Annotated in this window: 6 protein-coding genes and 1 pseudogene; 4 read left to right on the top strand and 3 right to left on the bottom strand. The window is 71.7% G+C overall.

Annotated features, from left to right (window positions below; translation table 11 throughout):
- Both EAD98_RS28280 and EAD98_RS28275 read right to left on the bottom strand, forming a co-directional pair.
- Positions 1-695 (bottom strand): annotated as a pseudogene (locus EAD98_RS28280) (hypothetical protein); the annotation flags it as partial.
- A gap of 114 nt (positions 696-809) precedes the next feature.
- Positions 810-2393, bottom strand: a complete 1584-nt coding sequence (locus tag EAD98_RS28275; RefSeq protein WP_121657008.1) for a C40 family peptidase — start codon at positions 2391-2393, stop codon at positions 810-812.
- Positions 2394-2628: 235 nt separating this feature from the next.
- Here EAD98_RS28275 and mqnE point away from each other — a divergent pair, with 235 nt between their 5' ends.
- The 3 genes from mqnE to EAD98_RS28260 all read left to right on the top strand — a co-directional run bounded on the left by mqnE (position 2629) and on the right by EAD98_RS28260 (position 4623).
- Positions 2629-3798, top strand: a complete 1170-nt coding sequence (gene mqnE / locus EAD98_RS28270) for an aminofutalosine synthase MqnE (protein WP_121657007.1) — start codon at positions 2629-2631, stop codon at positions 3796-3798.
- 23 nt (positions 3799-3821) lie between these two features.
- A complete protein-coding gene (locus EAD98_RS28265) occupies positions 3822-4259 on the top strand; it encodes a hypothetical protein (protein ID WP_121657010.1) in 438 nt (145 codons plus the stop codon).
- Between the two features lie 73 nt (positions 4260-4332).
- Entirely contained in the window at positions 4333-4623 is a 291-nt protein-coding gene (locus EAD98_RS28260) for a DUF4229 domain-containing protein (RefSeq protein ID WP_121657009.1), read from the top strand.
- 81 nt (positions 4624-4704) lie between these two features.
- Here EAD98_RS28260 and EAD98_RS28255 read toward each other — a convergent pair whose 3' ends face one another.
- Complete coding sequence (locus EAD98_RS28255; protein ID WP_121657006.1) at positions 4705-6060, bottom strand: C39 family peptidase; 1356 nt, start codon at positions 6058-6060, stop codon at positions 4705-4707.
- A 211-nt stretch (positions 6061-6271) separates the two neighbouring features.
- On the opposite strand from EAD98_RS28255, the gene EAD98_RS28250 reads away from it, so the two are divergent.
- Positions 6272-8149: a M14 family metallopeptidase gene (locus EAD98_RS28250; protein ID WP_121657005.1), complete on the top strand. Its 1878-nt coding sequence runs from the start codon at positions 6272-6274 to the stop codon at positions 8147-8149.
- Positions 8150-8194: the final 45 nt, after the last annotated feature.

The following is an 8194-nucleotide window of genomic DNA, read 5'->3' as shown; positions in this document are numbered from 1 at the left end:
GGTGGCGCCGGAGTCGGCTCCGGGGTCGGAGGCGTGGGCGGCTGGGCGGGCTCCGGAGGCTGCGCCGGTTGCGGCGGCTCGGTGCTCACCGGAGCGGAGCGGTAGACGCCGGGAGCGCTCGCGCGGGAGCCCGGGTTGCCCACCGCGTCGGCGGTGACGCGACTGGTGGCGGGCACCGTGGCGCTGGCCCGGGCCGGGGCGCTCGAGCCGTCCCGTTGCCCGGGCAGTACCCCGCCGGCCGGGTTGGCCGACCCGGTCGCCCGGTAGGTGGTCGCGCTCGCCGGAGCGCTGGCCGGCAGGTCATCCGGCAACGCGCCGACGGTGACGACCGTCGCCCGCGCCCGTACCGGGGTAGCGGCCGGGTCAGCGGCAGGGTCAGCGTCCTCGGGCGCCGGCTGCTCTCCGGTCGCGTCGGCCGCGGAGCTGGCGGAAGCGTCGCTGTCGGCGGAAGCGTCGCTGTCGGCGGAAGCGTCGCTGTCGCCGGGAGCGTCGCTGTCGGCGGGACTCTCGGTGTCGGTGGAACTGTCGGTGGCGCGGGCCGAGGCGGCACTGACGTCACCGTCGACGGCGGTCTCGTCGGCGGCCGGGACGGTGTCTGCGCCGGGTGCCAGGTCCGTAGTTCCCGGTTCCGGCTGGTCGGCCTGGTCGACCGCGACGGCGCCGCTCTTCTCCGCCGGATCACTCTGCTCGGCCATCTCCGCCCTCCGTGCCACGCTCGCACCCGGACCCGTGACATCGGGCCGGATGTGCCTGGATGTCACGGTGCCACAGATCGCTCCGGGCGGACAGCCGGAGCGGGTCGTGGCGGTTCAGCTTCCGGTGCTCGGGCTGCCCGTCGTGCTCGCGGTCGGGCTGACGCTGGCCACTGCGCTCCGGCTCGCCGACGGCGTGCTGGCCGGGGCCGAGGTGGCCGGCGCGCTGGTCGGCCGTGGCGGGGGCGTGGTCGTCGGCGTCCTGGTCGTGCTGGGCGACGTGCTCGGCGAGGTGCTGCCGGTCGGCGTCGGGGTCGGAGTCGGAGTGCCCGTGGGTGTCGGGGTGGCCGAGCCGGTCGGCGTGGGCGTCGTGGTCGGGGTGGGCTTGGTGGTCGGGGTGGGCTTGGTGGTCGGCGTCGGCTTCGTCGTCGGCGTCGGCTTGGTGGTGGGCGTGGGCGTCGGGCTGGGCGTCACGACCGGCGTGGTCGGGGCCGGCACCGCGCCGATGACCCGGGTGGCGGCGTACAGCCGGGACCAGCGGACGACCGAGACCTTGACGACGTCGCCGGTGGTGGGTGCCTGCACCATCTTGCCGTCGCCGATGTACATGGCGACGTGGTGGATCGAGGTCCAGCTGCTGCCGGAGGCGAAGAAGAGCAGGTCGCCGGGGAGCAGCGCGCTCTGCGGCACGGTCCGGGAACGGGTGGCGGCGTACTGGTCCCGGGAGACCCGGGGAAGCGCGTAGTAGTCGGCGCCGGGCGACCGGTACGCCGCCCACATCAGACCGGAGCAGTCGAACGTGTCCGGCCCCTCCTCCGACCATTCGTACGGGTCGCCGCGCTGGGCGAGGGCGTAGCGGACCGCGGCCAGCGCCCGTGGGTGCGCCGCCATCCCGCTGACGTTCTGACCGACCAGGTAGCCGGCGCCGAGCTGCTGCTCGGCGGCCTCCTGCTGGCGCTCGATCTGGATCAGCTGCGCCGCGTTGTCACGGCGCAGCTTGAGGAGGCTGGCCTCGGCCGCGCGCAGCGCCTTCTCGCCGGCGGTGAACTCCGCCTCGGCGGCGTCGAGTTGGGTCTTCGCCGTGGCGTGCGCCTGGTAGGCGAGCTGCTCGCCGCTGCGGGCCCGGGACAGCTCTCCGGCCACGCCGGTGGTGCCGCGCTCGACCTTCTCGCCGCGGGCGATCCGCTGGAGCCGGCTCAGCCCCTGGATGTCGTCGGCCAGGTCGCCGGGCGGTAGCGCGGCGGCTGCCTTGAACGCGTCCGACGCGGCGACGTCGGCCGCCTGCTGAGCGCGGAGGAGATTGTCCTGCGCGGTCGCCAGAGCCCTGCCGGCCGCCTCGAGCTGGGCCTGCGCGTCCGCGCGTTTCTGCCGGCTCAGCAGCAGCGCTTCGCCGAGCGTGCCGACCTGGGTCTCGCCGGCGGCGATCTGGGCGGCCAGCGGGCCGGTGCCGACGTTCACCACCGGCGGGACCGGGACGCCGGCAATGGGCGCGCCACCGGGCAGTTGGATCTGGCCGACCACCGCCGGGCGGGAGCCGGTGTCCGGCACCGTGGTGGGCAGCCCCGGCTCGGCGTACGCGGGTGTGGCCAGCACGGCGGCGGCGATCGCGCCGAGCAGGGCGGCCCAGAGCCTCGGACGCAGCACCGGCGAGACCACCGGACTCCGTCGTCGCTGCCGTCGCCCGCGCCCGCTGTAGACCATTCCGCTCCCCGTCCCGCTGCCCGTCGCCGCGCTCGAAGGCGTGGCCGTCGGGACGGTACCAGTGTGTGTTCCGCCCCACCCTGTCTTACCTCACGCGCGCAGCGATGTCGATGCATCGGCGGGTTACGGGAGGCTGTGAGTCCGGTGAAGTGGGTCGCTGCCGCCGACCGTGCCGCCGGGCCCGTCGGCGTCCCGACGTACGCTCGACCGGGACCGCAGGTGGAAGGGACGTGCCATGGACGCCGGACTCAAGCGTGAGCTCGAAGCGAAGGTGTACGCCGGTGAGCGGCTGACCCGCGAGGACGGGGTCGCCCTCTACGACAGCGACGACCTCGCCTGGTTGGGGCGGTTGGCCCATCACAAGCGCACCGAGCTCAACGGCGAACGGGTGATGTTCAACGTCAACCGGCACCTCAACCTGACGAACGTCTGCTCGGCGTCCTGTGCGTACTGCTCGTTCCAGCGCAAGCCGGGCGAGAAGGACGCGTACACGATGCGCATCGACGAGGCGGTCCGCAAGGCCAAGGAGATGGAGGACGAGCAGCTCACCGAGCTGCACATCGTCAACGGCCTGCACCCGACGCTGCCCTGGCGTTACTACCCGAAGGTGCTGCGCGAGCTGAAGGCGGCGCTGCCGAACGTCAAGCTCAAGTGCTTCACGGCGACCGAGGTGCAGTGGTTCGAGAAGATCAGCGGCCTGAGTGCCGACGAGATTCTCGACGAGCTGATGGACGCCGGTCTGGAGTCGCTGACCGGGGGCGGCGCGGAGATCTTCGACTGGGAGGTCCGCCAGCACATCGTCGACCACGCCTGTCACTGGGAGGACTGGTCGCGCATCCACGCGCTGGCGCACAGCAAGGGCATGAAGACCCCGGCGACGATGCTGTACGGCCACATCGAGGAGCCCCGGCACCGGGTGGACCACGTGCTGCGGCTGCGCGAGTTGCAGGACGAGACCGGTGGCTTCGCCGTCTTCATTCCGCTGCGCTACCAGCACGACTTCGTGGACTCGGCGGACGGCAAGATCCGCAACCGGATCCAGGCGCGCACCACGATGGCCTCCCCGGCCGAGTCGCTGAAGACCTTCGCGGTCTCCCGGCTGCTCTTCGACAACGTGCCGCACCTGAAGAACTTCTGGGTGATGCACGGGCTCTCGGTGGCGCAGCTGTCGTTGAACTTCGGCGTGGACGACCTGGACGGCTCGGTGGTGGAATACAAGATCACCCACGACGCCGACTCGTACGGCACCCCGAACACCATGCACCGCGACGACCTGCTGCACCTGATCTGGGACGCCGGCTTCCAGCCGGTCGAGCGGGACACCCGCTACAACGTGGTCCGGGAGTACGACAAGGCGCCGTCGCTGGCCGAGCGCCGCGCCGAGCCGCAGCAGGTGTGGGCCTGAGCCACCACGTACCCTCGCAGGCGATGACCGAGCCACGAGGACCCGAGCAGCAGGGCGGCTTTCCCCGGCGGGACGCCGAGGGGCGCATCCGTACCCTTGGCGATCTGCTCGGGGTGTGCCTGGCCGGCCTGGTCATCGGTGCGTTGGCGCTGGTGCTGTTCGACTGGGCGTTCGCCTCGATCGGGGCCGGCGACTTCGGGCACACCAACGGCTGGCTGGCGGTGATCCTGCCGGCATGGCTGTTCTGGGACGATTTCCGGGCCTGGGAGTTCGGTGCGGCCCGGGTGGTGGCGGCGCTGGTCGCCGCGGCCGTCGGGGTGTTCGCCGGGTTGCTGATCGCTGGTCTGGGCGGCGGGTTGCCGCCGCTGCTCTCTGGAACGTTGGCGGCGGCGGCGTTCACCGTGGCGTACGCGACGGTCTGGTTCCCGGGCGTCCGCTGGTTGGCCCGCCGGACCGGCTGACCCCGACCGCCCGCCGGGCGGGTCGACCCTTCCGCCGGCACCGGCGGGTGACGGAGAGAACGGAGTGGTGCAGGTGAGCGCGGCGGTCAAGTACACGCTGGGCCGGATCGGGCTGTTCGTCGCCGTGCTGGCGGCCCTCTGGCTGGTCGACATGGACGTGTTCCTGAAGCTGATTCTGGCGCTGGCGTTCTCCGCCGCGCTCTCCTTCTTCCTGCTGCGCGGTTGGCGGGACGAGATGGCCGAGGAGATGGCCGGCGCGGCCGAGCGCCGCCGTACGGAGAAGGAGCGCCTCCGCTCCGCCCTGGCCGGCGACGAACAGCCCCCCACCGACCCCGAGCCCCCCACCGACCGACCCTCGCGTTGATCAAGAGGTTTGCGTCACCAGGACGGCACCGGATGACGCAAACCTCTTGATCACGCGTGCCTCTGATCAGGCGTGTTCGGGTTACCAGTTGGTGGAGCCTGGGACCTTGGGCCAGGGCTTGTTGGTGGGCTTGATCAGGTAGGCGACGCCGCCCGAGCCGCCGGAGACGCCGCCGCTGGCGTTGATCCGCTTGGTCCGCAGCCAGATCTGCTCGAACTGCGCACGCTTGTAGACGTTGCGCACCACGTCGTTGCTGGACGAGGCGGGGTCGTTGACGATCACGTCGCCGTCGGCGGTGAAGCCGACCACCACGAACAGGTGCCCGGAGGTGCCGTAGTTCGCCCCGTCCAGCTCGCTGGCCAGGAAGGACTGGCTGGTCACCACCGGGATGCCGGCGGCGATGAAGCGCTCCAGCTCGTCCAGTGAGTGCAGCCGGGTGACCCGCCCCTCCAGGCCGGGGAAGCTGGCCGCGTACGCGGTGTTGAACGGCCAGTTGCCCGCGCCGTCGTACGCGTAGTCGTAGGTCATCCGCGCGGCGTGGTTGACCGTCGGGTCGGGGTAGGTCGGGTCCACCCAGGAGGTGTCGGCCGGGGACGGCCCCCGCCCCCAGTACTCGACCACCATCTCGGTCGAGGTGGGCGAGCACCAGGCCTCACCACCGCCGTCGTACTCGGGGTAGTGCCCGGAGTGCACGTTCTGCGAGTAGCGCGGCACCGGCAGTTCGCGGCCCCACGCGATGTGCCCGGCGCTCGGCGTGACGGTGAACCGGTCCGGCACGGTCGAGCTCATCGCGCCGAGCATCCGGACCACCGGCGCGGCGGTCTGGCCGGGCGCCCGGTAGAGGGTCAGTCGCAGCTGGTACGACCGCAGCAGCACGCCGGCGGCGGCGTCGTCGATGCTGAAGGTGTCGGTCCAGATCGTCGACCAGGGGTCGCCCTGCTGGTTGACGGTGGTCCGCTTGATGTCGCTGTCGCCGGACGCCCAGCGGCCCATGACGTACCACGGGGTCTGGTCACCGCTGGTGTAGCTGCCCTGCATCTCCACCTGGATCCAGGTGCCGGCGGGGGTCTCCGCGTTCCAGGACGCGATCAGCTCGGTGGCGTCGAACCCGACCCGGGTCACCGGCGAGGTCCAGGTGCCGTACTCCCAGGTGCGGGTGACGCCGGTGTGCGGGTCGGCGTACTCGGTGGTGCCGGCCGGGCGGGCCAGGGTGATGCCCGCGCGGTGGCCGGGCACCACGCGGGTGCCGGACCGCTGGCCCCGGTGCCAGTCGGCGGGCCCGGACCAGTCCTGGAAGGTGATCTGCTCGTCGTGGGTGATGGTGGGCGGTCGGCCGCCGGAGAGCGGCGAGGCCACGGCCGCGGGTGCGGCGGTGGCGAGCAGGGCGAGCGCGGTGACGCCGGCGAGGGCGGCCGCGTGCAGGCGGGATCTGGCCATGGGTTCTCCGCGGTGTCGAGAGGGGCATCGTCGCTGGTCAGTGTTCCGCTTGGAGGGAAGTTTCGCCAGATGTTCACGGATGGAAAATCATTGCCGCTGCGATGGTCCACCTGGGATGGCGAAGGCAGCGACGGATATTGATATGACCATGTGACAGGTGGTGAAGTGTCCACCATCGAGCGGGGTCTCCCGCCCTTCGAGGAGGTAGTCCATGGCCCTCCGCACGCCCATCCCACTCCGCCGCGTCCTGGTGCTCGCCGTCGTCACCGGGCTGGGAATCGTCACCGTCGCCACCGGCCCGGTCTCCGCCCGCCCGGCACCGGACCGGACCGCCGAGCAGGCCGCTGCCAGCTACCGGGTGCTCGGGCCCCGGACCCTCGCCGACCGCAACGCGGTGGCCCGCACCGGGGCCGCCATCGACTACTCCGAGCACGGCGTGCTGCACATCTCGGCCACCGCGACCGAGGCCGCCGCGATCGGCAAGCTCGGCTTCCGACTGGAACCGCTCGCCCCACCGCCGAACGTGGAGCGCGGCGCCGGCGAGATGGGTACGCAGGCCTTCCCGCCCGCCGACTCCAACTTCCACGACTACGCGGAGTTGACCGCCGTCGTGAACCGGGTCGTGGCCGACCACCCGGCGATCGCCCGCAAGATCAGCATCGGTTCGTCGTACGAGGGCCGCGACCTGATGGCGGTCAAGATCTCCGACAACGTCGGCACCGACGAGGGCGAACCCGAGATCCTGTTCAACGCCCAGCAGCACGCCCGCGAGCACCTGACCGTCGAGATGGCGATCTACCTGCTCAACCTCTTCACCGACAGCTACGGCTCCGACTCCCGGATCACCAACATCGTCAACAGCCGGGAGATCTGGATCGTGCCGACGGTCAACCCGGACGGTAGCGAGTACGACATCGCCACCGGGTCGTACCGGTCCTGGCGCAAGAACCGGCAGCCCAACAGCGGCTCGTCCAACGTCGGCACGGACCTGAACCGCAACTGGGGCTACAACTGGGGCTGCTGCGGCGGCTCGTCCGGCTCCACCTCGTCCGAGACCTACCGGGGACCGTCGGCGTTCTCCGCGCCCGAGACGCAGGCGTTGCGCAACTTCGTCAACAGTCGGGTGGTCGGCGGGACGCAGCAGATCAAGGCCAACATCGACTTCCACACGTACTCGCAGCTGGTGCTCTGGCCGTACGGCTACACGACCGCGAACACCGGGCCCGGGATGAGCGCCGACCAGTACAACACCTTCGCCACCATCGGCCAGCAGATGGCGGCCACCAACAGCTACACCCCGGAGCAGTCCAGCGACCTCTACATCACCGACGGGGACAGCATCGACTGGATGTGGGCGACCCACGGCATCTGGGCGTACACCTTCGAGATGTACCCGGGCTCGTCCGGCGGCGGCGGTTTCTACCCGCCCGACGAGGTGATCCCCGCACAGACCTCGCGCAACCGCGAGGCGGTGCTGATGCTCAGCGAGTACGCCGACTGCCCGTACCGGGCGATCGGCAAGCAGGCGCAGTACTGCGGCGGTGGCGGCGGCACCACGGTCTGGTCGGACACCTTCGAGACCGCGACCGGCTGGACCATCAACCCGTCCGGCACCGACACCGCGACCCTCGGGGCCTTCGAGCGGGGCGCCGCCCAGGCGACCACCTCCTCCGGGGCCAAGCAGCTCACCCCGTACGCCGGCAGCAACGACCTGGTCACCGGGCGGCTCGCCGGCTCCGCGGCGGGTGACCACGACGTCGACGGTGGGGTGACCAGCGCCCGGTCCCCGGCGGTGACACTGCCGTCGTCCGGCACGCTGACCCTCTCGCTGGCGTGGTACCTGGCGCACGGTTCGAACGCCTCGTCGGCGGACTACCTGCGGGTGAGCGTGGTGCACAACGGTGGCACCACGGCGCTGCTGACCCAGTCCGGCGCGGCGTCCAACCGCAACGGGAGTTGGGCGGTGGCGAACCTCAACCTCACCCCGTACGCCGGCCAGTCGGTGCGCATCCTCATCGAGGCGGCGGACGCCTCCGGCGCCAGCCTCGTGGAGGCGGCTGTGGACAACGTCACCATCAGCGCCTCCTGATCGGGTGGGGCCCCGTTCCGCCCCTGCGGGGCCCCACCACCCGCC

Origin of the sequence: Micromonospora sp. CV4 (assembly GCF_003667455.1) — a bacterium.
GTDB lineage: Bacteria > Actinomycetota > Actinomycetes > Mycobacteriales > Micromonosporaceae > Micromonospora.
Note: the sequence above shows the minus strand (reverse complement) of the source record. Positions and strands in the feature narration are given on the sequence as shown.